Origin of the sequence: Acetobacter senegalensis (genome assembly GCF_001499615.1) — a bacterium.
Lineage (GTDB): Bacteria > Pseudomonadota > Alphaproteobacteria > Acetobacterales > Acetobacteraceae > Acetobacter > Acetobacter senegalensis.
Map to the genome: position 1 here is coordinate 1,415,041 of NZ_LN606600.1, position 26,693 is coordinate 1,441,733.

The following is a 26,693-nucleotide window of genomic DNA, read 5'->3' on the forward strand; positions in this document are numbered from 1 at the left end:
CTGCCTTTTTCTGGGGAACGGTGTAGCCCCAGAATAGAATGGCGGGCCTCAGGAAAATTCCTCTTTTTCATGCTTGATGCGCTGAAAATCAGATCATATGATCGCTTATGGACCAGAAACTAGATCATCTTGATCGCACCCTGTTGCGGCTGCTCCAGCAGGATGCCTCGCTCTCCCAACGGGATCTGGCGGAACGGGCCGGTATGTCTCAAAACGCCTGCTGGCGGCGGTTACAGCATCTGCGGGCCACCAATGTTCTGCAAGGCGAGACAGCGCGTATCAATCGGGCCGCGACAGAACTAGGGCTAACCGTTTTTGTGCTGATCAAAACACGGCATCACGCACAAAGCTGGTTGGATGACTTTAAGAAAATTGTTCTATCTATCCCTAATATTATCGATTTTTACCGTATTGCCGGGGAATATGATTACATGCTGAAAATTGTTGCCCGAGACATGAATGCCTTTGATGCCATTTACCGCAAGATTATTGAGAAAATAGATATTGATACCGTGACATCCTACATGGCCATGGAAGCCATTGCCGATAACCGCCCCCTACCGTTGTAAAAACTTTCCCTTTTTCCAAACTTACCTTGTCAGAACAGGATATATCGACATGACTGTAACCATATACCACAACCCCGCCTGTGGCACCTCCCGCACTGTGCTGGGCATGATACAGGATGCCGGGATCACCCCGGAGATTGTGCTTTATCTGAAAACGCCCCCCAGCCGGGAAAAGCTGGAAGAACTGGTCAAGCAGACAGGCCTGACCCCGCGCGGGCTTCTCCGCCAGAAAGGCGCTTTGTATGAAGAGCTTGGTCTGGCCAATGAAGACATTTCCGATGAAGCCATTCTGGACGCCATGGCCGCCCACCCGGAACTGATCAATCGGCCTATTGTTGTCACTCCCCTTGGGGCATGCTTATGCCGCCCGAAAGAGCTAGTTCTGGAGATTCTGCCAAAGCCCTGAAAACCGCATTCTTCACATTTTTGTTTTCAGAACGTGCCTCACCTCAACGTTTGAGCAGCTTGTGACGCGGAAGAGGTATGGCACACTCCATTTTCAGACACACATTGCCCCAACTGAGGCTTCGCTCTTCTGACACTCTCTGATTTAAGAAAACGAGGTCTGACAATAAAAAAGGACAGACACCGTATCTGGTGCCTGTCCTCTCCCGGAAAATTCTTTTTCTTTCCTATAACGTTCAATATTCCACAACGGTGCGAATGCTTTCGCCCTTTGCCATCATATCGAACCCCTCGTTAATCTGTTCCAATGGCAGTTTGTGGGTAATCAGATCATCAATGTTGATCTTGTGTTCCATATACCAATCAACAATTTTCGGCACATCCGTTCGGCCACGCGCACCGCCAAAAGCCGAGCCGATCCACCGCCGACCGGTAACAAGCTGGAACGGCCGCGTGCTGATTTCCTGCCCGGCACCCGCCACCCCAATAATGGTGGAAACACCCCAGCCACGGTGCGCACATTCCAGCGCCTGACGCATCAAGGTGGGGTTACCCACACATTCAAACGTATAGTCCGCACCGCCATCTGTCAGTTCAATCAAGTGACCGACAATGTCGCCGTTCGGTCCAAGATCGTTCGGGTTTACGAAGTCGGTCATGCCGAACTTGCGGGCAATGGCTTCACGCTCAGGGTTGATATCCACCCCCACAATGCGGTCCGCGCCCACCATTTTGGCACCCTGAATCACATTCAGCCCGATGCCCCCAAGGCCGAACACCACCACTGTGGAGCCTGTTTCAACCTTGGCGGTAAACAGCACAGCACCAATACCCGTGGTAACGCCACAGCCAATGTAGCAGACCTTGTCAAACGGGGCATCAGGCCGGATTTTGGCCAGCGCAATTTCAGGCAGAACAGTGTAGTTCGCAAACGTGGAGCAGCCCATATAATGATGGATAGGCTGACCCTTGAAGGAAAAACGGGACGTGCCATCCGGCATCAGCCCCTTGCCCTGCGTGGACCGGATGGCCGTGCACAGGTTCGTCTTGCGGGACAGGCAGGATTTACATTCCCGGCATTCGGGAGTGTAGAGCGGGATAACATGATCGCCCGGTTTGAGATGCCGCACACCGGCCCCAACTTCGCGCACAATGCCAGCGCCTTCATGCCCCAGAATGGCAGGGAACAGACCTTCAGGGTCCGCGCCGGAGAGGGTGTATTTATCCGTGTGGCACAGGCCAGTGGCCTTGATTTCAACCAGCACCTCACCCGCATGCGGGCCTTCCAGTTGAACCGTTTCAATCTCCAGAGGCTTGCCTGCCGCAAACGCGACCGCCGCTCTTACATCCATGCTGCGTGCTCCCTTTGGTGCCCATCATTACCAGACACTAATCCCTACCAGACCCGGTCCGGACCGTCATGTCGCGCTGCCGTTACCACTGGCTTCAGATACTGGCAGAACCATTACCCCATGGGTTACAAATGCTGACAACACCACAGCAAGACATATCGGACTCGCAACAGAAGTGATCCTTCCTCTCCGCCACCAAGTGTACACTCTTCTGGCGTTCCTGACCGAAAGTTCCCTGCATGAAGCAATATTCCGCTCCGCAAACACGCGCTCTCCTCCCTTATCCCGCTTTGGTGGACACTCTTGCCCAGACGGTTCAGGACTATGCTGAAGGGCTGATCCGCTGCCCGGAACGGCTAAGCGTGCCTGCACCAGATGGCACGGGACTGCTGATGAGCATGCCGACCGCCAGCAGGGATCTTCTCGTCACCAAAATACTGACCATCTGCCCGGAGAACGCGGGCACGGACCGCCCGACCATTCAGGGTGTTGTCACCTGCGCAGACGCCAGAACAGGAACCTTCCTGTTTTCTCTGGATGGTCCGACGGTCACCATGCGCCGCACATCCGCCATCAGCATGCTGGGTATCAGGCTTCTGGCCCGCGGGCCTGTCAGACATGTGTTGATGATTGGCACGGGTGCTCAGGCCATTGCCCATGCGGACGCTCTGGCAGCACTCTACCCGCACGCCACCGTAGCCGTGCGCGGCCGCTCGCCCGAGCGGACAGAAGCCTTCTGCCGACAGCACAGCACGCCGTCCTTCCCGCTTATACCGGAAGACGCGCATGATGGACCGTTTGACGTGGTTCTGACCCTGACCTCCAGCACCGCCATTTTGTATGATGCGCCCGCTGACCCGAAATGTCTGGTAATAGGCGTAGGGGCCTATAGACCGGAGATGATTGAGGTGGGTCCGAACATTGTTCAAAATAGCCTGCTCTATGTGGATGACCCCATTGGCGCGCCAACGGAAGCCGGAGACCTTATTCAGGCAGGCGTCAACTGGCAGGATGTGACCCCTCTTGCGGCGGCCTTTGGCAACCCGCCCCCCACCAGCAAGCCGGTCTTTTTCAAATCTGTAGGGTGTGCGGCATGGGATCTGGCAGCCTGCCGGGTTGTAGCCGCCCATCAATAGAGATGCGGCAAAAGAGAGAAGACCTTCTTTTTCAAACGCATTTCGGCAGGTAAGCGCAAGATTATACGGCTTTGTCCTTGAGATACCCCTGCGCTCGCCCTAATATGCGCCGAATTGGAAGCAGGCTGCTTCCTTGTACGATGACAATGTAAAAAAGGTGCCTGTGAATGGAGTGGACCGAGGAAACAATCTCCCGGCTCAAAGAGCTCTGGGCGGAAGGTCTTTCAACGGCAGAAATAGGCCGTCGGCTCTCCATCACTAAAAACGCGGTGGTGGGCAAAGCACACCGGCTGGGGCTGCCCCCGCGCCCGTCTCCCATTCGGCGTGGTGTCAAGAAGCCGGAAGCCGAGGGTGCCAAACCGTCCGTGGCAACATCTGCTCCCGCAGCAGAACCTGCTGCAAAAACAGATGCTGTGGACGCTACCCCAGAAGCTGCACCGATTGCCGCCAAACCGGAGCCCGCAGCCCCTACGCCAACACCCGCACCCGTCACGCCGGCTCCGGCGGCTGTTCAGCCGAAACCGGTCAAAGTTGAAAAACCTGTGGCTCCGCGTGCTCCGGCAAAACCCAAGCCGGTTCCTCAGCGTATTTCCGACCCTGAGCCCCAGAAACGGCGTGGTCCGTCCTGCTGCTGGCCGATTGGCGATCCGGGAACACCGGGTTTTCATTTTTGTGGAGCAGTGCCGCTGCCGGGCAAACCTTACTGTGCGGAACACGCACAGATTGCGTATGTCAAACTACGCGACCGGCGCGATAACGTCGCCTGATCTTTCGGGAGCATGTCTGCTCTCTGGCGCGCCCGGCCTGATCAACGGGTAGCGCCCCCTCATCTACCGGCAGACTACTCCGGTAGATGAGGGCTTGGTCTTTTCAGACCACTCAGCTTTCTGCGCTGGCGCTCTTTTCTGGCGCGGAGACAGAAGGCTTGGATGCTGCATCATCGCTCAGCATTTCAAGCTGACCGGTAATCTGACCACCATCTTCCACTTTCAGGCGTCGGCAAGCGGCTTTGCCCAGCAGGCGGCCAGTTGCGCGCAGCGTCAGGCTGCCACGGGCTGTCAGAGACCCATCAACCGTACCGGCGATCTCTGCGTTTTCCACTTCCACACCACCGCGGAACAGGCCACCAGGCATGACGCTCAGTTCCTTGGCGGTGATCATGCTGGATTCAACAGTGCCTTCAACCACCAGACGTTCAGCATCCTGCACAGTGCCCTGAACGCTGATGCCGCGACCAACCACAAGGGTTCTCTGTTCGGGCACGTCTTTTTTAGGCTGTACCTGCTGCGGCAGGCCGCGCGCGGCAGCACCCGGAATGGGAGGCACGGAAGAACCGGGGGAAAGCGGGGAACCGGGAGGAAGTGGCGCACGACCCATAGGGGTCTCCTTTGCTGTATCAGGACGGGAAGCCGGAGCCGCACCGCTGCCGGAAGCAGGTGTGGGTGAGCCGGCTGGAGAAGTGGGAGGAAAAATGGTACCAAACGCACTGGTCGGACGTGCCTTGTCAGACGAACTGGCATTCTGACCCGCGCCGGGTGCTGCTGGTTTGGTTTCTTCAGGTTTGCGTCTTCTGAACAAGAACACCCCCGCCATGCTGGCTGCCATTTTATGACAGCGGTTTTACTGATCGTGTAACTGCCCGCATCGATCCGTCTAGCTGGCATTCCAAATTGTTATACAGCCGACAGGCCGAGCGGCAAGCATCCCTTAAGGCTGCCTGTTGCCCTTTTTATGGCAGCGGGCTACCGAAAAAGCCGACTCATTCATTTTTTTCAGGAAAACACACACGCTCATGACCGTTTCTGAAACGAAATACGACATTCTGGGCATTGGCAATGCCATTACGGACATCCTTGCCAATGTTGAACCTTCCTTTCTGCAACAGCAAGGTCTGACACCGGGCAGCATGACGCTGATTGACGTGGACCGTGCAAATGCCCTGACAGCCACGCTAAAAACGGAACGTGTTATGGGCGGAGGCTCGGCTGCCAATACCTGTGTGGTCGCCGCCCAGTTTGGCGCACGCGTTGCCTATCTGGGTAAAGTAGCACGGGACCAGGCGGGAGATACGTTTGCGCAGGATCTGCGTGAAAACGGCATTACATTTCCTTCGGCCCCGCTGGATGGCCACACTTACGAAAACCTGCCGACGGCACGCTGCATTGTGATGGTAACGCCTGATGGCCAGCGCACCATGGCAACCTACCTTGGCGCCTGCACTTACTTCACACCCGATGACGTCATTCAGGAAACCATTGCTGCCTCCAGCATTGTGTATCTTGAAGGGTATCTGTTTGATCCGCCCCATGCGCAGGAAGCCTTCCGCCGCGCAGCAACCCTCGCCCACCAGAATGGCCGTCAGGTTGCGCTCACTCTTTCCGATCCGTTCTGCGTTGGCCGCCACCGTCAAGCTTTTCTGGATCTGGTGCGCGGGCACATTGATATTCTCTTCGCCAATGAAGATGAAATCTGTGCTCTGTATGAAACGGAAGATTTTGATACAGCCGCCCGCCACACCGAGCAGGACACAACCTTCGCCGCCCTGACCCGCTCCGGCCTTGGCAGCGTGATCATTCATGACGGCCAGCGCACCAAAGTTGATCCTGTCCCCACCCAGGTGGTCGATACAACTGGCGCTGGTGATGCCTATGCAGCAGGCTTTCTGGCCGGGCTGACATCTGGGCGGACACTGCCCGAATGTGGCCGACTGGCATCCGTTGCCGCATCTGAAATCATTTCACACGTTGGCGCGCGCCCGCTCTCCAACATCTGGCAGGAAATGGGTTTCTAAAAACCCTTTCCCTTTGGTTCTCAGAGACTGCTTTTGTGGACAGTCTCTGAGAACAGTGTCACATCGCCAGAACCAGCACCCCAAGAGACTTTCTGAAAAAATCAGAGAGACTGTTCAACGTATCGACAGGTGACGGCTACTGAAAAATTTCAGACGCTGACAAGCGTGGGGCTTAACAGCGCGCTGCGTTGCCCTGAGAGACGAAAATCCAATACATTCAGTGACAAACGGGGGCACCAGTCCGACTGCTTACACACCATTTGTCGTGTGGCACGTAAGCAGGCCAGCCTGCTTACGGCAAAACCAATTTTGGGTCTTCACCAAGCTAGCCTGACAGCACGGAGAGGCCGTTTAAGGCGTTCTTTACTTCGCTGAAGACTCGCACGGAATAAGGTCTACTTTTCCCTTTTTCACGGCCAGAGCAATATCTCCATTGCGCAGGGCCAGAGCGGCATCACCAAACACGCGCTTCCGCCAGCCTGACAGCAAAGGGTTGGGCACGGACGGATCAAGTGCCAGCGCTTCAAGATCATCCATGGATGCCACAAGTTTAGGCGCAACATCATGATCTTCACAGCAGGTGGTCAACAGCACTTTCAGCAAAGCCATAAGAGCAGCGGACGGACGCGGCGCATCCTTGCTTCGGCCTTTTGGCAGGCGGGGCAGTTCTGAATCAGGCAATGCCTGCGCGGCCTTTACGGCTTCCAATAGTCCCTGACCGGTTCGGCCTTCAGCCAACCCACGCGAAATACCCCTGACACGCGCCAGAGCGTCCACCGTAGCAGGTGCGGTTGCCGCAATTTCCAGCAGGCTTTCATCTTTCAGCAAACGCTGACGTGGTACGTTTACGCGTTGGGCTTCCCGCTCACGAAGCGCCGCCACGGCCCGGAGAATACCAAGCATCCGCCGGTTACCAGTACGGGCACGCAGCCGTTCCCACTGTTTTTCAGGGTCAGCGCGAAATGTCGCTGGGTCAGCCAGTTCCGCCATTTCGGCAGAAACCCATTCCAGCCGCTTTTCCTGCTCCAGCTTTTTCACCAACCGCTCGTAAACAAGACGCAGCCAGGTGACATCACCGGCTGCGTAGGTCAGTTGCGCGGGCGTTAGGGGCCTGACGGACCAGTCCGTAAACCGGTGACTTTTATCAATGGCGTGGCCAGTCAGGGAGCCTACAAGGCTGTCATACCCCACCTGATCTCCATAACCTGCCACCATGGCAGCCACCTGTGTATCAAACACAGGCGTTGGCAAGGCATCAAACAGATACAGGAAAATCTCCAGATCCTGCCGTGCAGCGTGGAAAACCTTCAGCACACTTTCATCTGCCAGCAGATCCGCCAGCGGCGCGAGATCAAGCCCTTCCGCCAACGTATCAATCAGGACAACATCATTGGCGCCGCCAATCTGAACCAGACATAATTCCGGCCAATATGTGCGTTCCCGCATGAACTCGGTATCAATGGTCAGAAACCGCTCTTCCCGTAAACGGATGAGTGAGTCTGCCAGATCCTGTGTTGTGGAAACAAGGCGGGGCTGTGGGAAGGAAGGAGCTGAAGATTTGGCCATAAGACCTTCATACACAACCTGAGAAGAAAAAGAAGCAGACCCACGGCTGCCATGCCTGAAAAGCTTGACGAAACGGCTTACAGCTTCGACATCCAGAGCTATCTGAGACACAAGGAAGAGTTATCATGACCCGCCCAGACGACGGCAGCGCCGCCCTCACCCAGTTGGGACGCCACACTCCCGCCCCCACCAGCCCGGAAGAGGCTGTATTAGAACGTGTGCCAGCCCCTTACCCTGACAAACGCTACCTGGTGCGCTTCACCGCACCGGAATTCACGTCCCTCTGCCCCGTGACGGGCCAGCCTGATTTTGCGCATCTGGTCATTGATTATGTGCCAGATCAGTGGATTGTGGAGAGCAAATCCCTCAAGCTGTTCCTGACCAGCTTCCGAAACCACGGCGCGTTTCATGAGGCCTGCTCTGTGCAGATTGCAACAACACTGGTTGATCTGCTCTCGCCCGTCTGGTTGCGCATTGGGGCCTATTGGTACCCCCGTGGTGGTATTCCCATTGATGTCTTCTGGCAGACAGGCGCACCCCCGGCAGATGTCTGGATTCCCTCGCAGGATGTTCCCACCTATCGCGGTCGCGGCTAGATCTACCCACAGAAGACAATCTGAAATATCCGCAGAGGAAGGACCTGAAAGAAGGATGGCAGTGGAGAAGTTTTATCGCTGAAAGGCACATTTGTGTGCTCGATACCGGTAGTATCTCAGCGATATGCTAGCACCTTCAGGTGCAGGCCCAGCAGGCCTGCCTGCTTTTGAGCCTCTATCCCCCCCTTCTAAAAGAGGCTCACAAAAGGATATCGCGGAAGATCTTTTTGTGAGGCGGGGCGGAGCAGCAGGCACTGCTCCCTCATTTTGTTCTCTGGTAGAAAAGTCTGCGCATAAAAAAAGCCACCTGATAGCAGGTGGCTTTTTATTTTGGACTTCAACAGACCCTATTGACCAACATATCAGGCAGAGTGGGAAGAGCCTGCTTCAATTTCAGCACGGACCGCCAGGATTTTATCCTGAAGCACGTCCAACCGGGACATATCACTCTTGTCCGCTTTGTCCCATGCTTCCGTCAGAGCTTCCAACTGAGCAGTTGCGTTATCAATAGAGATTGCGCTTACCGGCTCAGCTTTGTCTGCCAGAATGGTGCAGCGGGTTGCTGTCATGTCAGCAAAGCCACCGCCTACAAAAAAGCGGTCTGTCACCGTATCATTTTCATACAGTGACACAACACCACCACGGAGCAGAAGCATCATGGGGGCATGATCGGGCATGGCGGCAATATCACCTTCCGCACCCGGCATTACCACCATATCTACTTCACGCGACACCAGAACCTTTTCAGGGCTGATAATCTCGACCTGGATCGGCATGGATGTGCTCCTTCCCGAAATCGGCTATCAGGCCGATTCTCTCAGTTTTTCTGCCTTAGCGACGGCTTCTTCAATAGTGCCAACCATGTAGAAGGCGGCTTCCGGCAGGTCATCATATTCACCGGCACAGATGGCTTTGAAGGAACGAACCGTATCAGCCACAGAAACCAGCTTGCCCGGTGCGCCTGTGAACACTTCAGCCACGTGGAACGGCTGAGACAGGAAGCGCTGGATGCGGCGAGCACGCGCCACGATCAGCTTATCGTCTTCAGACAGTTCATCCATACCAAGGATGGCGATGATATCCTGCAAGGACTTGTAGGTCTGCAGAATACGCTGCACTTCACGCGCCACGTTGTAGTGCTCTTCACCCACAATGGCGGGGTCCAGAGAACGGGACGTGGAATCCAGCGGATCAACAGCCGGGTAGATGCCCATTTCAGCGATGGAACGGTTCAGCACCGTTGTAGCATCCAAGTGGGCAAAGGTTGCTGCGGGAGCCGGATCGGTCAAGTCATCGGCAGGGACATACACGGCCTGAACGGACGTAATGGAACCCTTTTTGGTGGACGTAATACGTTCCTGCAGCGCACCCATTTCCGTGGCCAGCGTGGGCTGATACCCCACTGCAGACGGAATACGGCCCAGCAGAGCGGACACTTCAGAACCAGCCTGCGTAAAGCGGAAGATGTTATCCACGAAGAAGAGAACGTCCTGGTTTTCTTCGTCACGGAAATATTCAGCCAGCGTCAGACCCGTCAGCGCCACGCGAGCACGTGCACCCGGCGGTTCGTTCATCTGACCGAACACCAGCGCCACTTTGGAGCCATCGGTTGCGTTGTCTTCGCCCAGCTTGATAACGCCAGCGTCCTGCATTTCGTAATACAGGTCGTTCCCTTCACGGGTACGTTCACCAACACCAGCAAACACGGACACACCACCGTGCGCCTTGGCGATATTGTTGATCAGTTCCTGAATGATAACGGTCTTGCCTACACCGGCACCGCCGAACAGACCAACCTTACCACCCTTCAGATACGGGCAGAGCAGATCAACCACCTTGATCCCGGTCATCAGGATTTCAGAAGCAGCAGCCTGTTCTTCAAAAGAGGGCGCATCACGATGGATGGGGGCGCGACGAGCCGTTTTGATCGGGCCCTTTTCATCAATCGGGTCACCGGTGACGTTCAGGATACGACCAAGCGTTTCCGGGCCAACCGGCACGGAGATCTGAGAGCCGGTGTCCAGCACTTCGGCACCACGCACCAAGCCATCGGTGGTGTCCATGGCAATGCAGCGCACTTCGTGCTCGCCAATTTCCTGGGCCACTTCAAGCACCAGTGTCTGATCACCCAGCTTTACGTGAAGGGCGTTGAGGATTTTCGGCAGTTCACCTTCGAACTGCACATCAACAACCGGCCCTTTGATCTCGGTAATGCGGCCAACAGCATTGGTCTTCGTGGCCGCAGGGGCCTGGGTCTGGGTTGTGGTATCCGACATGGGTCAGCTCCTGCGGGGCAAACGAGCGGGCTCAGACAGCCTGTGCGCCCGAGATGATTTCGATCAGTTCGTTAGTAATGTTTGTCTGGCGGGTCCGGTTATAGACTTTGCTCAGACTGTCAATGGACCGGCCTGCATTCCGCGTGGCGTTGTCCATGGCCGTCATACGGGCTCCGTTCTCGCCTGCGGCTGTTTCCAGCAGCGATGCGTAGATCTGAACCTGCAGATTTTTCGGAAGCAGCATTGCCAGAAGCGTTGCTTCATCCGGTTCAAATTCGTACTGGGCCACGTCACCTGCAGCTTCCGGAGCAGTTGCTGCGGTTGCGGCATCGTCCATCACCAGCGGCACAAGCTGCTGGCAGGCTGGAACCTGCGTCATGGCATTGCGGAACTTGTTATAAACAAGCGTGCAGACATCAATCTCGCCTGCTTCCAGCAGCGCATTAATCTTGTTCCCAAGATCAGTTGCGGCTGAGAACGGCACGTCCTTCCCGCTGACGCCACTGACCTTATCAATGATGAGATCACTGTATTCACGCGAGAAATAGTTCAGAGCGCGACGGCCAACAGGCAGCAGCTTGACAGTTTTGCCTTCGGACTGGAGCCGACGGATGGTCTGCTGTGTCAGGCGGTGCACGTTGGCGTTGAAGCCACCGCACAGCCCACGATCACTGGTGATCGGAATAAGCAGATGGATCTGATCACGCCCTGTTCCGGCCAGAAGACGTGGACCGCCTTCTTCCCCCTTCGCAGCGCCTGCCAGTTCGGCCAGCATACGGCGCATGGCCGCTGCGTACGGACGGGCAGCTTCAGCACTAGCCTGAGCGCGGCGCAGTTTTGCGGCCGCGACCATTTTCATCGCGCTGGTGATCTTCCGTGTCGACTTGATACTTCCGATCCGGGCGCGGAGTTCCTTGAGGGAAGCCATGAATGCTCCTGCTCCCTCAGCCGAAATTACGGTTGAAGGTGGTCAGATATTCCGTCAGACGCGCTTCGGTATCCTTGGTCAACTGGCGATCCTTGCCAATGGCTTCAAGAATATCCTTGCCCGCATTCTGCAGGTCACCCAGCAGAGCGCGTTCCCATGCCACAACCTTATCAACGGCGATACCATCAATAAAGCCACGGGTTCCGGCATACAGCACCACAACCTGCTCTTCCACCGTAAGGGGAGAAGACTGCGGCTGCTTCAGCAGTTCCACCAGACGGGCACCACGTGCCAGCTGCTTCTGGGTAGCCGGATCAAGATCTGACGCGAACTGAGAGAACGCTGCCATTTCACGATACTGGGCCAGTTCCAGTTTGATCTTGCCTGCAACCTGCTTCATGGCCTTGATCTGCGCGGCGGAACCAACGCGGGACACAGAGCCACCAACGTTTACGGCCGGGCGGATACCACGGTAGAACAGATCGGTTTCCAGGAAGATCTGACCATCGGTGATGGAAATCACGTTGGTCGGGATATAAGCGGAAACGTCACCAGCCTGGGTTTCAATCACCGGCAGAGCGGTAAGAGAACCTCCGCCGTGGGCGTCGGACATCTTTGCAGCGCGTTCCAGCAGACGGGAGTGCAGGTAGAACACGTCACCCGGATAAGCTTCACGGCCCGGCGGACGACGCAGCAGCAGGGACATCTGACGGTAAGCCACAGCCTGCTTGGACAGATCATCGTAGCAGATCAGGGCATGCATGCCGTTGTCACGGAAATATTCGCCCATGGCGCAGGCAGAATACGGTGCCAGATACTGAAGCGGAGCCGGATCAGACGCCGTGGCAGCCACAACGATGGAGTACTGCAGCGCACCCTTTTCTTCCAGCAGACGCACAAGCTGCGCCACTGTGGAACGCTTCTGACCAACTGCTACGTAAATGCAGTAAAGGGACTTCTTGTCGTCGCCTTCATCATTGACGGTCTTCTGCGCCAGGATGGTGTCGGTCAGAATGGTTGTTTTACCAGTCTGACGGTCACCAATCACCAGTTCACGCTGGCCACGGCCAACGGGCACCAGTGCGTCAATGGCCTTAATGCCGGTCTGCATCGGTTCGCTAACAGACTGACGCGGCATGATGCCGGGAGCCTTGACTTCAGCGCGACGCATTTCAACGTTGGTCAGCGGACCCTTGCCGTCGATCGGGTTACCCAGACCGTCCACAACGCGGCCCAGCAGGCCTTTGCCGGTGGGCACTTCCACCACAACACCGGAACGGCTGACGGTGTCGCCTTCACGGATGTTGGTGTCATCCCCGAAAATCACGATACCAACGTTATCGCTTTCGAGGTTCAGCGCCATGCCTTTCTGGCCAGCGGACGGGAACTCAACGAGCTCACCCGCCATGACATTCTGCAGGCCGAACACACGGGCAATACCATCCCCTACGGACAGGACAGTGCCGGTTTCGACAACATCGGATTCCTTGTCGAACGAAGCAATCTGCTGCTTGAGGATATCCGAAATCTCTGCGGGACGGATTTCCATCACGCGGCTCCCTTCATGGCGTAATGCAAACGAAACAGGCGGGTCTGAAGACTGGCGTCATAAAGTTTAGCCCCCACACGCACGACGAGACCGCCGAGGAGGGAAGCGTCGACACGCTCACGGATTGTAACGCGGGAATAACCAGCCTCTGCCAGGCGAACCTGAAGCTGGGCGCGCTGCGGTGTGGAAAGGGGCTGGGCGCTTACCACCTCGGCCACCACTTCACCACGGCGCGACGCCGCCAGCGCATCCAGCGAGGCCAGAATGCGCCGCAGCACAGGCAGGCGGCGGTTATCAGCCACAACGCCAACAAAATTTCTGATGATCTGGCTGAATCCCTGCGCTTCAAGAGCTGCCAGAACAGCTTTGCGCGATACGAGGATATCCAGCCGTGTGTCAGCCAGAACAGTGCGCAGCGGCGCGCTTTCATCAATCAGGCGGGCAAGAGCCGCCCCTTCATCAAGCACTGCGTCAAGCTGCTGCTGATCTGCTGCGAGTTCATAAAGCGCAGTTGCATAACGGCCTTCAAGACCGTTGGCAGCAAAAGCAACCGGTTGTGCTGTCGTTACGCCCGAGGCCACCACTTTTTAGGCTCTTTCCTTCTGTGCGCGCCGGCATTCCACGTCATGACTCCGCCTCTGGTCCGTCAGGAACCACAAGCATGCGTCGGCGCGGCCTCTAGCATGCTGAAACACACCACGCAACTGGCAGCTTAACTCTAATTTTAAGATCGGGGCCGTTTTCTGGCTCCCAAGGGAGGAAAAACGAATCCTCTCATCGCAAAGCCCGAGAAAAAAGCGGAATGAGCGATGCAGAAATATGGCGCACGTTTTGAGGCACGGAGACCCTATCCGTAATACCGCACACACCTGACATCAGAGCCGGCCCACTCTTTCTAGAAAATAAACGACGCGCCCCGAATCCACAAAACGGCACACCGGAAGGAGCACAAAAACAGCGTGACGTTAGAATTTCATATTTTTGAAAAAAATTTCTGCCCCATATCGCCCACTGGCGAGACGCAAGAAAACTGTTCCATTCTCATGCCGCTTTTAAGAGGGCTGAAATGGCAGTTTTTATAACATGTAGGGGAAAGCTTGGAGCGGACAGAGGGAATCGAACCCTCCTCGGTAGCTTGGAAGGCTACTGCATTACCACTATGCTATGCCCGCACTCCGTGGCGATGCTTTTACGCTAAAATCCGTCTGTCCTGCAAGCCCCCGTTCATGCGGTTTTTTGTGCCTGATCTGCACCATCTTGCAGGTTATCGTCTTCTGCCTCTTGACTTTATCCTCACAACATATTTTGTTCCGCCTCCTGCAAGGGCCGCGCACGGCTGGTCAGGCTGACGGGTTTCCGTTATGCTCGGCCTGTAGTGACGGCAGTCGCATTGCAGGGGTGTAGCTCAATTGGCTAGAGCGCCGGTCTCCAAAACCGGAGGTTGTGGGTTCGAGACCCTCCACCCCTGCCAGTTTATGCTGGCTGGAAAAGTTTGCTGCGCATGCGGCGTTTCCTGACAGAATTGAAGAGTTTTTCAGGCTGCACTGTCTGCCCGCATTGCGTCGGGCCAGTCAGCGGAGAGAGGATGGTTCGTGTCGGTCAGTCCCGGTAAGTTTCTGCGTGATGTGCGTGCCGAGGCCGAACGGGTTACATGGCCCACACGCCGCGCCACTCTCATTACAACAGGTGCCGTTCTTGCCATGGCAGGCATGGCATCGGTGTTCTTTTTCGTCGTTGACCAGTTGATTGGTCTTGGCGTGCGTCAATTGTTCGGACTGGGAGGCTGAGGAAACGACATGGCCAAACGTTGGTACGTGGTCCACGTCTATTCGGGCTTCGAAAAGAAAATTGCGCAGCATATTCGCGAACAGGCTGAGCAGAAGGGTCTGGCAGACCACATTGACGAGATTCTGGTTCCTTCAGAAGAAGTCATTGAAGTGCGCCGCGGCCAGAAAGTTAACGCTGAACGCAAGTTTTTCCCCGGCTATGTGCTGGTGAAAATGGAAATGACGGACGAATCCTGGCATCTGGTCAAGGATACGCCCAAGGTTACGGGGTTTCTGGGCACCAGAAATCGGCCGACCCCCATTTCTGCAGCAGAAGCTGAACGGATTATCAAGCAGACGCAGGAAGGCATTCAGCATCCGCGTTCGGCTGTTACGTTCGAAGTTGGTGAACAGATTCGCGTGGCGGATGGTCCGTTCACCTCCTTCAATGGCGTGATTGAAGAAATTGACGAAGAAAAGGGTCGCCTGAAAGTCAGCGTCTCCATCTTCGGGCGGTCTACGCCGGTTGATCTGGAATATAATCAGGTTGAAAAGCTCTGATTTGGTATTGTTCCAGTTTCTGGATTTCCTGAAAAAGTGGCCCTTGTGGCCACTTTTTTTGTTTTCGGTCCTCCCTTTCTGCCAGCAGGCCATCTGAGCCGCCAAGACTTTGCTGCCGGTGCCCGTTTTGAAAACCGATTTTACTGTTCCTGTAAAAGCATAGCTCTATCTTGAAAAACTCAACCGGCAGCTTTCAGATATTTGATACGTTCCCTGAGACAAAGCCGCTGCCCGTCACGCGCTTTTGAGCGTTATAAAGCGGGCCTTGTGTTCCATTTTTCAAAGGTCTTCCATGCCCAGCACCACACCGCCTCCTGCCCGGGGAATGTCCCTCCTCAATGACGCACGCCTTAACAAAGGCACGGCGTTTACAACGGAAGAACGCCGCCTTTATGGTCTGGAAGGTCTCCTGCCAACGCATGTGGAAAGTCTGGACAGGCAGGTGGAGCGGGTGCAACGGCATCTGGATGCCAAGCCCAATGATCTGGAACGCTATATTTATCTGAGCGGCCTGCGTGACCAGAACGAAACCCTGTTCTTCCGCGTATTGATGTCCAACCCGGCCAAGTTTGTGCCGATTGTGTACGCTCCCACGCTGGCAACAGTGTGCAAGCAGTTCAGCCACATCTATCGGCGCCCACGTGGCATGTATATCAGCCTGGAAATGAAGGGCCGGATTGAAGAGGTGCTGCGCAACTGGCCGGTCACGGATGTACGCGCCATCTGCGTGACCACCGGCGGCCGCATTCTGGGGTTGGGCGATATCGGCGTAAACGGCATGGGTATCCCCATTGGCAAGCTGCATCTGTACACCGCCTGCGGTGCCGTGCCGCCTGATGTGCTGCTGCCCATTCAGCTTGATATTGGCACGACCAACACGGCGCTTCGCGCTGATCCGCTTTATCTGGGTCTGCGGCGTGAGCCGCCGTCTGAAGAGGTTCTGGATGAATTTGTGGAAGAATTCATTCAGGCGGTGCGCGCCGTGTTCCCGCGCTGCGTGATCCACTTTGAGGACTGGAAAGGCACGGACGCCATCCGGTATCTGGAAAAATATCAGGATCGGATTCGCTGCTATAATGATGACATTCAGGGCACGGCAGCCGTTACGCTGGCCGGGCTGATCACGGCCCTCAAAATCAAGGGCGAATCGCTGGCTGAGCAACGCATCCTGTTCCTTGGTGCTGGCTCTTCAGGGCTGGGCACGGCAGATATGCTCGTCTCCGCCATGAAGCTGGAAGGTGTCTCGGAAGAAGATGCCATTTCCCGCATTACGCTGATGGACGTGAACGGACTGCTGGAAACATCCCGCACGGATCTCTCCCCACAGCAGGCCCGCTACGCCAAGACCATGCCTGCATCGAAAGATCTGCTGGCGATGGTGAAAACCGTGAAGCCAACGGTTCTGGTTGGGGTTTCAACCGCAGGCGGCGCATTTACGCAGGACGTGGTGGAAGCCATGTCTGCCCTGAATGAACGCCCCGTAATCTTTGCCCTTTCCCTGCCGGGCACCAACGCGGAATGCACGGCCGAGCAGGCTTATACATGGTCCAACGGGCGCGCGCTTTTTGCGGCAGGCATCCAGTTCCCGGAAGTCACGCTGAACGACAAGACCTTCTACCCCGGCCAGGCCAACAATTTTTATATTTTCCCCGCGCTGGCGCTGGCAGTCTACGCAACCTGTCCGGACGTGATTACCAACGAAATGGTCATTGAAGCGGCCCGCGCTCTGGCCGATCAGGTCAGCCCCATTTCTCAGGAACGTGGACGGTTGTTCCCACCGCAGAGCGATATTCTGGAAGTGTCCATCACCTCCGCAGCCCGTATTGCGGAGTTCATTTTTGAAAAAGGGGCCGCCACGGTGGACCGCCCAACAGATATCCGGGCATGGATTGAGAGCCTGACCTATTCTCCGCGTTACGCGGAATTCTAAGGGCTTTCAGGCGTCACACCTCCATTGCCTGAGACACAAGAAAGGCCGATTCCCTGAAAGGGGAACCGGCCTTTTTTCTTGCTTCAACGGGTACCACGCCCTCCGGCTCCAGATGAAGAGACAACCGGTGATCACATTTAAGACAGGTCACCCCGCCGCTTAGCCCTGAGGCTGAAAACCAAACACCTGGCCATAAAACGCCAGCTCTTCCTTCCACGCCTTACGAATGGTGCTTTCCTGCCGAAAACCGTGCCCCTCACCAGGGAATTCGTGCAAAATGCAAGGTGTGCCTGCTGCCTTCAGGGCATCGGCCATAGCGTATGCCTGAGCAGGGGGAACCACCTGATCTTCCGCACCCTGCAACAGCAGAACGGGGGCCCGGATGCGCGCCGCCACGGAAAGAGGAGAGCGCGCCAGATAGACCGATTCGGCCTCTGGCCACGGTCCAATCAGTCCATCCAGATAGCGTGCTTCAAATTTATGGGTCTCCTGCGCCAGTGCACGCAGGTCTGTCACGCCATACAGGCTGACCCCGGCGGCAAAGAGAGACGAGGATGCCAGCGCCACCAGCACCGTCATGCCACCAGCACTGGAACCCCGAATAGCGATTCGGGCCGGATCAATCCGTCCGGTTTTGACCATATGCTGGCAGGCGGCAATGCAGTCCGCCACATCCACCACGCCCCAGGCCCCTTTCAGGCGCTCGCGCCACTGCCTGCCGAACCCTGTGGAGCCACCGTAGTTCACATCCAGCACAGCAAAGCCACGCGATGTCCACCACTGCACCTTGAAAGACAGTCCTTCCTGCGCGCGGGCGGTAGGACCACCATGCACCAGCACAATCATGGGGGGACGCTCCCCTTCTGGTACACGGGCAGCACTGTTGGCTGGCGGATAGAAAAAGGCGTGGCCCAGTGGTTCGCCTCCTTCCTCAACCGGGAAACGAATTGTCTCGGGCCGGGAAATATCATCCGAAGAAAGGGTTAGAGCCGCAGAATGCTGAAGAACCTGCTGCACGCCGTTCTGCACCGTGCCCACAACGACCGTTGGCAAGGCGTCTGATGGTGCTTCAAGCCATGCAAAGTGGCCATTGGCCAAAGGCACAGGGCATTGTTCAGGATGCGCGGCAAAGGGTGTCACTGTGCCCTCGCGGCTCACGCACAAACAGTGTGTCACCCCTTCCCGCACAGCCAGAACCAGAATGCTCCCCTGCGGCAGAGGCTGATAGCTGCGCTGGCCGAACACCCATGCCGACTGACCGATTTCGCCCTCCGGCATAGGAAGCAGCGTCAATCCAGAAAGGGGTATATCCGCCTGTTGCGCCGAATTGTGCAATGACTGAGCCGACGGCTCTACCTGCCAGACGGTCCAACTGCCTGACCGATCAGAAATAACCAGCAACCGCCCGTCGTCTGTCCAGCGAGGTTCGAGAATCGATTCGGCCTGTGTTTCTCCGGCTAAAACACGCCGATCCTCAAGCGCCCGAATCTGTCCCTCCGTATCGCGCACAACACGGGCAAGACAGAGGCGCGTGGCATCCCACGGCATATTGGGGTGATCCCACTCAATCCACGCCAGAAATGCGCCATCAGGAGAAAGTGCCGGAGAAGAAAGAAAGTCTGGCCCCGTATAAAGCACAGCCCCTTCCCCCACAGGATCGGAGCCAACGGAAACAGCAACAAGAGCCGCCTTTGGCTCCCCTTGTGTGCGATGATCTTCCCGCACGGCCAGCACCGTATGACCTGCCTGATCAAATCGGAGGTCCGCATAACGTAGCCCCTCGCCCGGTGCCAGACAGACAGGAGTGGCATCTTCGGCAAGCTGCCCCCATAAGCCACCTGTTCGCTTGTCAGAGAAGACAACCTGCCCGTTCCGGACAGCATATGCCCCGCCCCCATATTCATGCACCCGTGTTGCGACATCACACTCGGGCGGCAGAACCTCCTGACTTCCGGAAGCCTCACACCACCGCATGAGAACCGTGCGCCCCTTTTCCGAGGGCCGCCGCTCCAGCCAGTACACCACGGTCCCATCAACACTGACTTCAGAAAGTGTGCGTGTTTTCCCTGCCACCAGATCTACCGTGACACGGGAGGGCCAGGTGCCACAGGGCAATGGCTGCTTGCTGCTCTCCTTTTTGGCAACGCTGGAGACTTCGGCAGAGATAGGCGCATCAGGCATCAGGGGCTCCTTGACCAGAAAACAATAACGCACGCGCCCAACGCAACCCGGCGCATGCAGATGCTCTTTTCACCATGATAGGGTTTTTCCCTCATATCTCCAGCGGTGCAGCCCAGCATGATTGCTCACCCTCCGCCCGCAGACAGACTTGACACCCCGCACCCAACACTGTTCCTGCCTGTGACACCCGATCTGCCAGAAATGGATAACCCGTCCTGCTACACACTCTTGAATCCTACTTTTCGCTCCAGCATTTGGATGGCCTGTTCTCCCAATACGGTTATGCCGTGGTTGGCGTGGTGGTGATGCTGGAAAGCATGGGCCTGCCCCTGCCTGCGGAAAGCCTGATCATCACCGCTGCTTTATTCTGCGCCACAACCCACAAGCTGCACATTACGGGCGTTATTATCGCCGCCGTGACAGGTGCCATCATGGGTGACAATTTCGGGTATCTGCTGGGCCGTGCGCTGGGGCTGAAACTGTTGCAGAAATACGGCCCCAAGATCGGGCTTACACCTGAGCGTTTGTTGCTGGGCCGCTATGTGTTTTTGAAGCATGGCGGATCAGTGGTGTTTTTTGGCCGGTTTATTGCGGTTCTGCGCATGTTTGTAGCGCTGCTGGCCGGGGCGAACCATATGCCGTGGCACACGTTTTTATGGCACAATGCGTTAGGTGGCATATGCTGGGCAGGAGGATACGCCTTTTGCACCTATATGCTGGGGAATGAGGTGCTCAAACTGTCTGGCCCGGTGGGCATCGGGTTCGGCGTTTGCGCCATCATCATTATTACCGCGTCATTCCTTTTCCTGAAACGCAACGAGAAACGCCTGACGGAGGAAGCCTTGAAAGCCGCGGAAAATGACGAACGGTTACGGATTATCCCTTAATGATTGGACGACACGAGTGGGCCGTAACGGCCAAGCAGCCCAGCTTGCAGGGAAAAGTTGCACTGGTAACGGGCGCCAACAGCGGGCTGGGGTTTGAAACGGCCTGCGGGCTGGCCATGCGGGGGGCACGCCTGCTGCTGCCGGTGCGCAACAATGCACGCGGGCTTGTGGCGGTGGAAAACCTGAAGACCCGTTGCCCGACCGCAGAAGTAGACCTGCTGACGCTGGATCTTACGTCCCTTGAGTCTGTTGCCGCCTGCGCGGCAGTTGTTGCGCATCATACCAACCGGCTGGATTTTCTTATCAATAATGCCGGTGTCATGGCGCCTGCCCGCCGGAAGGAGACTCAGGACGGGTTTGAACTCCAGTTCGGCACCAATCATCTTGGCCATTTTGCGTTGACCTATCATCTGCGCCCCTTGCTGGAAGCGGCGGCAGGCGGTGGTGTTGTGGTGACTGTGGCCAGTCTGGCAGCCTGCAAAGGCTCCATCCATTTTGATGATCTCCAGTTCCGCCACCGCTACAGCCCGTTTGGAGCCTATCAGCAGAGCAAACTGGCTAATCTGCTTTTTGCGCGTGAGCTGGCCCGACGTGCAGGAGACGCTGGATGGAAACTCCACTCCCGCGCTGCACATCCGGGATGGTCTTCCACTTCCATTGTTGCCAATGGTCCTGCCTCCGCCCTGCCGGGCCCCATTGGCAAGGTAGAAGAAACATTGGGCGGAGTCGTATTACGGATAATGGGCCAGTCCGCTGCGCGAGGGGCTGAACCCCTGCTCTACGCTGCGCTCTCCCCTGCCGCCCGGGATGGAGACTATTACGGCCCTCAGGGACGTGCAGAACGCCGGGGACTGCCCGGTCCGGCCCATGTGCCACCTGAAGCCCTGAAAGCCAGCACAGCGGAACGGCTGTGGGATGTGTCTGAACGGCTGACCGGGCTGGGCTGGTAAAGCCCTCCCCCGGAAGGCGCTCAACAGGCCCGGTCAGAAAAAGCCCTGTTATCCGTGCCCACGGCGAGAGCCCGCCGTGGTGCGGGTGCGGCTCTGCTGGCGGAGGACGCTTTCAATCCAGTCATTCAGTTTACGAGTCGTGTCTTCGGCTTCTTCCCGGTCCGGATAAAACTCCGGAAAGCGCAGCGCCAACCAGCGCCACGCCACCAATCGCTTGTGCCGCTTTTCCGCACGTTCCAGTTCTTCGCGGCTGGCGCGTTCACTCGGAGGAAGGCGGCCCGTGCCCGGTGGCAGCACACGCCGACCCGCCGCATGGTCGGCTGCCCAGCCTACCAGACGGCGAATCCCGTTGTCCCGATCATCCACCGGGCACATGGCGTAGGACCAGCGGGTTGTCAGATCCAGCCCGTCCACCCCTTCCAGCGCCGAAGCGATAGCAAAGGCCTGTTCCATATCCGCCAGCCGGTAATTGGGATCATCCTTGCGCAGAACGGCTCTATGAATACGGGACAGTACGCCATACAGGCTTTCTGACCCGATTTCGGTCGCAACCGCCCGCACAATATCGGCGTCCGGCTGCACAAAGGGACGTAAATCTTCCGGCAGTTCCGCATCCGCTTCCAGTTGGCGGCGAATAAAGGACGGGCTACCCGCACCAGCCAAGACCGCCACAGTGCCGACTTCATGCTTGCCATACCGGCCCGCACGCCCGCCAATCTGCTTGACTTCCTGCACCGTAAGATCACGCGTCTGCTTGCCATCAAATTTTTTCAGGGCGGCAAACACCACCCGCTTGATGGACAGATTCAGCCCCATGCCAATGGCATCTGTAGCTATCAGGATATCGGCCGCGCCAGAATTGAACCGCTGAGCCTCTGCACGGCGTACTTCCGGGCTGAGTGCCCCATACACCACTGCCACACGCCGCCCGTGCTGCATCAGGGCGGCCCGCAGATCCAGCACTTCCCGGCGAGAAAACGCAATCAGCGCGTCACCTGTTGTAAGATCGGTCAGTTTGACAGGCTGAGCCGCTGCCCGGAGCGGACTTTTCCGTTCCAGCGAGATTTCATCCAGCGGGTCTCCACATAGTTCGGCAATGCGCCGCACCATGGGGATACAGTCTGGCGCACCCAGCACGTAAAGATGACGGGCAGGAGCCCCCATGATGGCGGCAGTCCATGCAGCACCCCGATCTGTATCAAACAGCATCTGGGCTTCATCAATCACCGCAACATCAACGGGATTGTAGAACGGGCACATTTCCACCGTGGCCGCCAGATGACGGCTTTCCGGCACAATAATGCGTTCCTCACCAGTGGCGAGAGAGGCTTCTACGCCGCGTGAGGCCAGTGCCTCCCGGAACTCATGCGCCAGCAACCGGAGGGGCGCGAGCGCCAGACCACTTTCAGCCTGCGCCAGTGCATTCAGCGCGGTGTAGGATTTGCCGCTGTTGGTTGGGCCGGTGACCAGCGTAATGCGACGGTTGAGCGCGCGGGCCGTACGAAAATGCGCGGCATACCGATCAAGGGCCGCCACCCGTGCAATGACCGAGTTGGCCACCTTCCGCCCCATATCGGCCTGCACACGGGGGCTGCCAGGCGCGGGAGTACCGCTGCCAATACGCCATTCGACCAGTTTGTCCCGCAGGGCCACAAGTTCAGCCGGGTCAAACTCCCACCGTTCCCGCCCACCCGATTCGCGCACCTTTCGGGCCACGGGCAGCCGGTTCTCGGCAATCCAGCGAAGTGCTTCCTTGTGCGAGCAACGGAGAATCCGCGGAACGTCCTTGAAGGGAACAAGGCTTTCTTCCCACGCCTGAAGGCGTTGCTCTTCCTTTTGTCGTTTTTCCTGCGCCGTGCGTTCAATGGTATGCGCCACTTTCTGGCGCTGGGCTTCCTCCTGCCGGGCTGTATCCAGAAAAGGATCGCCCTCCGGCAGGCCGAAGGCCACGGCAATGGCCATAAGCAGAAGGTCTGTCTGGCCGGGAGAGAGCACGCGCCCCGTATCCAGCAGGTCTGCCTGCACGGCCTCAAACACAGCCTTGGGTGTTTTGGCGTAGGACCGCAGCCGTTCTTCCGCTACCGGAGCCAGAGCACGCTCCAGCTCCGTATCTCCGGCTTCGGGCTCGGTTATGGTAGCAACAGCCTGTTCGATCTCGTCCCGCGTGACCCAGATACGCCCGCTGCGGCGGGTAAGGTCTACCAGCCGGGAAATACGCTTCTTGCGCCGCACCGTGCACAGAATGGTGCGGAATGTCTCATCCGGAATATCCCGTGCACCGGGTTCAAGCGCACGCGCAACGCGGCGCAGAACCTCCTGCTCTTCCTTGGGCTCAACGTCCAGCCCGGTTCGGGCTGCAACATGGACAAACGCCTCACGCGCGGGGGAGGCAAAAGGTTCTGACGTCATGCCTCTACTCATGCCCCGTCCTGCGCACCGGAACAATGCCCCACAGGGCAAAGACTGCCGTATTTCATGGTGGCGTCACATCCGGCGGCGGCCCAAACACCCCGCCCGAGGCGCACAATGAAAGATTCACGCCCCACCTTGTCATGATGCAGGCGAAACCCGGAGTCTCGCCCATGGCATCTCACGTATGGTCTCAGTGCATTGTTTGCATGCTAACTCTTTGTTTCAAAAGAAAATAGGCTCTCAGCCTGTCGTAAAAGAACAAGGTGGATGATGAATTTACGCTGGCATCTGGCCTTCTGTGCCCTTAGAAACGCCGCCACGACTAGAAAACACGCCCCGAAAATACGCCTTTGTGCCGTTCAGGAGTGAGACCAGAACCAACGGGGCAATGAGGGGCATTCTCTCGATCTGCTGCAAGCGGAGTATAAAGCGGCCCATGTCTGAAACCATGCCAGAAAAGCTGACCGGAACCTTTTCCGATATCCTGCCCAAAATGTCCGCCTCGGAAGTGCCCACCGGCCTTCTGCCCGTGGATGGACAGGACGGTATGTGGCATCTTGCGCCGCCCACCAAGGAATACGGGCACCTGTATCCCGCCAAGGTGCTGACAGTCCATCACTGGACAGACCGTCTGTTCAGCTTCACGACCACCCGTGACCCCGGCCTGCGGTTTGAAAACGGCCAGTTCGCCATGATCGGCATTGAACTGAACGAAAAACCGCTGCTGCGCGCCTATTCCCTGGCCTCTCCTAACTATGAAGATGAACTGGAGTTCCTCTCCATTGCCGTGCCGGATGGTCCGCTGACCTCCCGCCTGCGCCATGTGAAGGTAGGCGATACGGTTCTGATTGGCCGCAAGCCGACCGGCACCCTGATTCTGGATAACCTACGTCCGGGCCGGAACCTGTATTTCCTGTCCACCGGCACGGGGCTGGCACCGTTCATGAGCCTGATCAAGGATCCGGCCTGCTATGAACGCTATGATCACGTCATCCTCAGCCACACGGTGCGTATTTCCGGCGAGCTGGCCTATGCCAACCACATTCGCCATGAACTGCCGGAACACGAATTCCTGGGCGAGGATATCTCTGGCAAGCTGCTGTATTACCCGGCCGTGACGCGTGAAGAATTTGCCGTGACCGACCGCATCACCAAGCTGATTGAAACCGGCAAGATCTTCAGTGATCTGAACATTCCGGAACTGGACCCCGAGCATGACCGCGTGATGATCTGCGGTTCTCCGGAAATGCTGGCAGATACGGAAGCCCTGCTGCAGGCCCGCGGGTTTGATGAAGGCAATATGTCCAACCCTGGCTCCTACGTGGTGGAAAAAGCCTTCGCAGGACGCTAAGGGGTCTCTGCAATCCCGTTTTCCATTCCCGGCACAAGGAGCCTGCGCCAATGACGCATGAGTTTGATCTTCTAGTCATAGGCGCAGGCTCCGGCGGCGTACGCTGTGCGCGAATCGCGGCTGGGCATGGCGCCCGTGTGGCGGTGGTGGAAAGCCGCCACTGGGGCGGTACCTGCGTCAATCTGGGCTGCGTGCCCAAAAAGCTGATGGTTCAAGCCAGCGAATATGGGGACATGGTGGAAGACAGCCATGCCTTTGGCTGGAACAGCACCCGCGGCACGCATGACTGGGCAAAACTGATTGCCGCCAAAGATCAGGAAATTACGCGCCTGAACGGCATTTACGTGTCCATGCTGGAAAAGGCAGGTATCACGCTGCTGACCGGCCATGCCCGTTTTGAAAACGCCCATACCGTGCGCATTGAGCCTTCACCGCTCGCTCCGACTGAAGCACCACGCACGGTTACAGCCAAACATATTGTCATCGCCACGGGCTCCACGCCCATGAAGCCGGATATTCCGGGGGCCGAACACGCCATTACGTCTGATGAAGCCTTCCATCTGCCCGCCCGCCCGGAACGGGTGGTGATTGTGGGCAGCGGCTATATCGGGATCGAATTTGCGGGTATTTTTGCGGGGCTGGGCTCAAAGGTAGATCTGGTTTACCGCCATGAACTGCCCCTGCGCGGCTTTGACGAAGACATGCGCGCCGCCATGAAGGAGGCCATTCATGTTCGCGGTATCACCCAGCATGCTCCGGCCAGCCCTACCCAGATCAGCAAAAATGGCAGCACCTATACTGTCACGCTGAATAACGGCCACACCATTGAAACAGACTGCGTGTTTCTTGCCACCGGCCGCCGCCCCAAGATCGATTCGCTGGGGCTGGAAACAACGGGCGTGAAAACGGCGGAAAACGGACGCATCAAAGTCGATAGCAAGCGTGAGACCAGCCAGCCCGGCATTTACGCCATTGGCGATGTGACAGACCACCTGAACCTGACCCCGGTTGCCATTGCGGAAGGCCACAATCTGGCCGACCGGCTGTTTGGCAAGGAGCGCCCCCGTTCCTGGTCCTTGCGCACCACACCCAAGGCGGTGTTCTTTTCACCACCGCTGGCATCCGTGGGGCTGAGCGAGGCTGAAGCCGCGCAGCATGGCACCGTGGATATCTATTTCACCCGCTTTACGCCCATGCGCCACACACTCAGCGGCCGCAAGGACCGCAAGACAGTCATGAAGCTGGTGGTGGATCAGGATAGTCAGAAAGTGGTGGGCGCCCACATTCTGGGCGATGATGCCGCCGAGATGATGCAGGGCGTAGCCGTGGCTGTGACCGCCGAACTGCGGAAGGTGGATTTTGACCGCACTGTTGGCATCCATCCTACCTCTGCCGAAGAACTGGTGACCATGCGCACCCGCACGCGAGAAACCCCAGCTACCCGCTGATCTCCACCAGCACGGCATTTCGTGGCAGCACACATCATC

At 57.3% G+C, this 26,693-nt stretch carries 24 protein-coding genes and 2 tRNA genes; 15 read left to right on the forward strand and 11 right to left on the reverse strand.

Annotation, left to right across the window (positions count from 1 at the left end; translation table 11 throughout):
* Positions 1–107 precede the first annotated feature (107 nt).
* Positions 108–569: an Lrp/AsnC family transcriptional regulator gene (locus ASN_RS06305; RefSeq protein ID WP_006557429.1), complete on the forward strand. Its 462-nt coding sequence runs from the start codon at positions 108–110 to the stop codon at positions 567–569.
* Positions 570–618: 49 nt separating this feature from the next.
* Positions 619–975, forward strand: a complete 357-nt coding sequence (gene arsC, locus ASN_RS06310; RefSeq protein WP_058987615.1) for an arsenate reductase (glutaredoxin) — start codon at positions 619–621, stop codon at positions 973–975.
* 235 nt (positions 976–1,210) lie between these two features.
* Here arsC and ASN_RS06315 read toward each other — a convergent pair whose 3' ends face one another.
* The gene (locus tag ASN_RS06315) at positions 1,211–2,326 is read right to left on the reverse strand and encodes an S-(hydroxymethyl)glutathione dehydrogenase/class III alcohol dehydrogenase (RefSeq protein ID WP_058987617.1); all 1,116 of its coding nucleotides are present in this window, start codon (positions 2,324–2,326) and stop codon (positions 1,211–1,213) included.
* A gap of 239 nt (positions 2,327–2,565) precedes the next feature.
* Here ASN_RS06315 and ASN_RS06320 point away from each other — a divergent pair, with 239 nt between their 5' ends.
* Together ASN_RS06320 and ASN_RS06325 are read left to right on the forward strand one after the other, a co-directional pair.
* Positions 2,566–3,462, forward strand: coding sequence for a delta(1)-pyrroline-2-carboxylate reductase family protein (locus ASN_RS06320; RefSeq protein WP_058987619.1), 897 nt, complete (start codon positions 2,566–2,568; stop codon positions 3,460–3,462).
* Positions 3,463–3,629: 167 nt separating this feature from the next.
* Entirely contained in the window at positions 3,630–4,229 is a 600-nt protein-coding gene (locus tag ASN_RS06325; RefSeq protein ID WP_058987621.1) for a GcrA family cell cycle regulator, read from the forward strand.
* 112 nt (positions 4,230–4,341) lie between these two features.
* Here the strand turns inward: ASN_RS06325 and ASN_RS06330 are convergent, their stop codons facing one another.
* A complete protein-coding gene (locus ASN_RS06330) occupies positions 4,342–5,055 on the reverse strand; it encodes a bactofilin family protein (protein WP_227004943.1) in 714 nt (237 codons plus the stop codon).
* Between the two features lie 199 nt (positions 5,056–5,254).
* Between ASN_RS06330 and ASN_RS06335 the strand changes: the two genes are divergently transcribed.
* A complete protein-coding gene (locus tag ASN_RS06335) occupies positions 5,255–6,253 on the forward strand; it encodes an adenosine kinase (RefSeq protein WP_039903343.1) in 999 nt (332 codons plus the stop codon).
* Between the two features lie 363 nt (positions 6,254–6,616).
* Here the strand turns inward: ASN_RS06335 and rnd are convergent, their stop codons facing one another.
* Complete coding sequence (gene rnd / locus ASN_RS06340) at positions 6,617–7,819, reverse strand: ribonuclease D (RefSeq protein WP_035380707.1); 1,203 nt, start codon at positions 7,817–7,819, stop codon at positions 6,617–6,619.
* A 125-nt stretch (positions 7,820–7,944) separates the two neighbouring features.
* On the opposite strand from rnd, the gene queF reads away from it, so the two are divergent.
* A complete protein-coding gene (gene queF / locus ASN_RS06345) occupies positions 7,945–8,415 on the forward strand; it encodes a preQ(1) synthase (protein WP_006557420.1) in 471 nt (156 codons plus the stop codon).
* A 362-nt stretch (positions 8,416–8,777) separates the two neighbouring features.
* Here the strand turns inward: queF and atpC are convergent, their stop codons facing one another.
* From atpC to ASN_RS06375, 6 genes are all read right to left on the reverse strand, one after another.
* The gene (gene atpC / locus ASN_RS06350) at positions 8,778–9,191 is read right to left on the reverse strand and encodes an ATP synthase F1 subunit epsilon (RefSeq protein ID WP_006557419.1); all 414 of its coding nucleotides are present in this window, start codon (positions 9,189–9,191) and stop codon (positions 8,778–8,780) included.
* 27 nt (positions 9,192–9,218) lie between these two features.
* Positions 9,219–10,691, reverse strand: a complete 1,473-nt coding sequence (gene atpD / locus ASN_RS06355; RefSeq protein WP_006557418.1) for a F0F1 ATP synthase subunit beta — start codon at positions 10,689–10,691, stop codon at positions 9,219–9,221.
* A gap of 31 nt (positions 10,692–10,722) precedes the next feature.
* A complete protein-coding gene (locus ASN_RS06360; RefSeq protein WP_035380622.1) occupies positions 10,723–11,619 on the reverse strand; it encodes a F0F1 ATP synthase subunit gamma in 897 nt (298 codons plus the stop codon).
* Positions 11,620–11,635: 16 nt separating this feature from the next.
* On the reverse strand, positions 11,636–13,168 hold the full coding sequence (atpA, locus tag ASN_RS06365; protein ID WP_058987623.1) for a F0F1 ATP synthase subunit alpha: 1,533 nt from the start codon (positions 13,166–13,168) through the stop codon (positions 11,636–11,638).
* Positions 13,168–13,752: an ATP synthase F1 subunit delta gene (gene atpH / locus ASN_RS06370; RefSeq protein ID WP_006557415.1), complete on the reverse strand. Its 585-nt coding sequence runs from the start codon at positions 13,750–13,752 to the stop codon at positions 13,168–13,170. The genes atpA and atpH overlap by 1 nt, the downstream gene beginning before the upstream one ends.
* A 514-nt stretch (positions 13,753–14,266) precedes the next feature.
* A tRNA-Gly gene (locus ASN_RS06375) sits at positions 14,267–14,340 on the reverse strand.
* Between the two features lie 222 nt (positions 14,341–14,562).
* Here ASN_RS06375 and ASN_RS06380 point away from each other — a divergent pair.
* The 4 genes from ASN_RS06380 (at position 14,563) to ASN_RS06395 (ending at position 17,425) form a co-directional block, all read left to right on the forward strand.
* A tRNA-Trp gene (locus ASN_RS06380) sits at positions 14,563–14,639 on the forward strand.
* A gap of 121 nt (positions 14,640–14,760) precedes the next feature.
* Entirely contained in the window at positions 14,761–14,955 is a 195-nt protein-coding gene (gene secE, locus ASN_RS06385; protein WP_006557412.1) for a preprotein translocase subunit SecE, read from the forward strand.
* A gap of 9 nt (positions 14,956–14,964) precedes the next feature.
* Entirely contained in the window at positions 14,965–15,495 is a 531-nt protein-coding gene (gene nusG / locus ASN_RS06390; protein ID WP_006557411.1) for a transcription termination/antitermination protein NusG, read from the forward strand.
* 292 nt (positions 15,496–15,787) lie between these two features.
* The gene (locus ASN_RS06395) at positions 15,788–17,425 is read left to right on the forward strand and encodes an NAD-dependent malic enzyme (RefSeq protein ID WP_058987625.1); all 1,638 of its coding nucleotides are present in this window, start codon (positions 15,788–15,790) and stop codon (positions 17,423–17,425) included.
* Between the two features lie 159 nt (positions 17,426–17,584).
* Here the strand turns inward: ASN_RS06395 and ASN_RS06400 are convergent, their stop codons facing one another.
* The gene (locus ASN_RS06400) at positions 17,585–19,606 is read right to left on the reverse strand and encodes a S9 family peptidase (RefSeq protein ID WP_231948413.1); all 2,022 of its coding nucleotides are present in this window, start codon (positions 19,604–19,606) and stop codon (positions 17,585–17,587) included.
* Positions 19,607–19,723: 117 nt separating this feature from the next.
* Here ASN_RS06400 and ASN_RS19575 point away from each other — a divergent pair, with 117 nt between their 5' ends.
* From ASN_RS19575 to ASN_RS06410, 3 genes are read left to right on the forward strand one after another with little or no spacing between them, the layout of a single operon-like run.
* Positions 19,724–19,912, forward strand: coding sequence for a hypothetical protein (locus ASN_RS19575; RefSeq protein WP_140385776.1), 189 nt, complete (start codon positions 19,724–19,726; stop codon positions 19,910–19,912).
* A complete protein-coding gene (locus tag ASN_RS06405) occupies positions 19,912–20,493 on the forward strand; it encodes a DedA family protein (RefSeq protein WP_082666796.1) in 582 nt (193 codons plus the stop codon). The genes ASN_RS19575 and ASN_RS06405 overlap by 1 nt, the downstream gene beginning before the upstream one ends.
* On the forward strand, positions 20,493–21,443 hold the full coding sequence (locus tag ASN_RS06410; protein ID WP_006557405.1) for an SDR family oxidoreductase: 951 nt from the start codon (positions 20,493–20,495) through the stop codon (positions 21,441–21,443). Before ASN_RS06405 ends, ASN_RS06410 begins: the two co-directional genes overlap by 1 nt.
* Before the next feature lie 48 nt (positions 21,444–21,491).
* Here ASN_RS06410 and ASN_RS06415 read toward each other — a convergent pair whose 3' ends face one another.
* Complete coding sequence (locus tag ASN_RS06415; RefSeq protein WP_058987627.1) at positions 21,492–23,852, reverse strand: helicase-related protein; 2,361 nt, start codon at positions 23,850–23,852, stop codon at positions 21,492–21,494.
* Positions 23,853–24,348: 496 nt separating this feature from the next.
* Here ASN_RS06415 and ASN_RS06420 point away from each other — a divergent pair, with 496 nt between their 5' ends.
* Complete coding sequence (locus ASN_RS06420; RefSeq protein ID WP_373317145.1) at positions 24,349–25,206, forward strand: ferredoxin--NADP reductase; 858 nt, start codon at positions 24,349–24,351, stop codon at positions 25,204–25,206.
* A gap of 50 nt (positions 25,207–25,256) precedes the next feature.
* A complete protein-coding gene (gene gorA / locus ASN_RS06425; protein ID WP_006557400.1) occupies positions 25,257–26,654 on the forward strand; it encodes a glutathione-disulfide reductase in 1,398 nt (465 codons plus the stop codon).
* The last annotated feature ends 39 nt before the right edge of the window (positions 26,655–26,693 follow it).